This window comes from Geminicoccus flavidas (genome assembly GCF_009806515.1).
GTDB classification, from domain to species: Bacteria; Pseudomonadota; Alphaproteobacteria; order Geminicoccales; family Geminicoccaceae; genus Geminicoccus; species Geminicoccus flavidus.
The window spans coordinates 1-839 of sequence record NZ_WUJP01001097.1; the positions used below are offsets into that span (position 1 = coordinate 1).

Below are 839 nucleotides of genomic sequence, written 5' to 3' on the forward strand. Positions count from 1 at the left end.
GTTAAAGCTCGAGCCGATCAGCCGCTCGATGCTGACCAGCGTGTCTCTTCCAGCACCACCGGTCTCTTGAGCAGATGTAAGGCCCAGATTAACAGTAACGCTACTGGCTGCAGAGGCATAGGATGCGGCATCGCTACCTGCCCCGCCATACAGGACGTCGTTTCCGGCACCTCCCTCCAGCACGTCATCACCGTCACCACCGTCGACAAAATCATCCCCTTCAAGAGCAAATACTACATCATTACCTGTTGTCGTTCTAAGCGCAACTTCTGGTGCAGTGGGAATGATGATGTCGGCCCCGGCGGTACCCGTGATCTGCGCCATCATCTACCTCTCTGGATTTGGCATAATGGAGTGGTGGCAATGGGATTGCGGCGGAGCACGATGCTCTCGTCGATCGGAGCTCATCCCTACGTGGGACGTTGCACCGGGCTCCGAAACCCGCAGTGGGACGCCAAGCCTAAACTAAGCAAGCACTGCAAAATCCGCGCCCGACAAATCCGTCACGCCCAAGAGCCTAAGGATCATCGGGCTGGCCACTTCGAATCCCGGCCGTCCCACCGAAGCCAGCTCGGTGAGCGCCGGCGCCAAGTCGATCGTCAGCCCGCCATCTTCCAGGCTCACCCCCGCATCGCCCACGCCGACCACGCCATCCCCGTTGCTGTCCAGCGCCTCGAAGCCGATGGTTTCCGTCCCGTCATCGTCGGTGATCACGAAGCGCAGCGTGCCGATCTGGTCCTCGCCATGGCGGAAGTCGGTGATGACGGTGCGCCCGCCACCCGCGAACTCCTGGTTCCCGCCGGAATACTCCATGGTGAAGCTGTCGGCACCCTGGCCCA

Annotated in this window: 2 protein-coding genes; both read right to left on the reverse strand. The window is 60.9% G+C overall.

What is annotated here, in order from left to right; translation table 11 throughout:
* Positions 1 to 327 (reverse strand): hypothetical protein (locus tag EQG76_RS30980; RefSeq protein ID WP_159719066.1); only part of this gene is annotated, 327 nt, incomplete at its 3' end.
* 138 nt (positions 328 to 465) lie between these two features.
* On the reverse strand, positions 466 to 839 hold a 374-nt coding region (locus EQG76_RS30985), incomplete at its 5' end, for a hypothetical protein (RefSeq protein WP_159719067.1).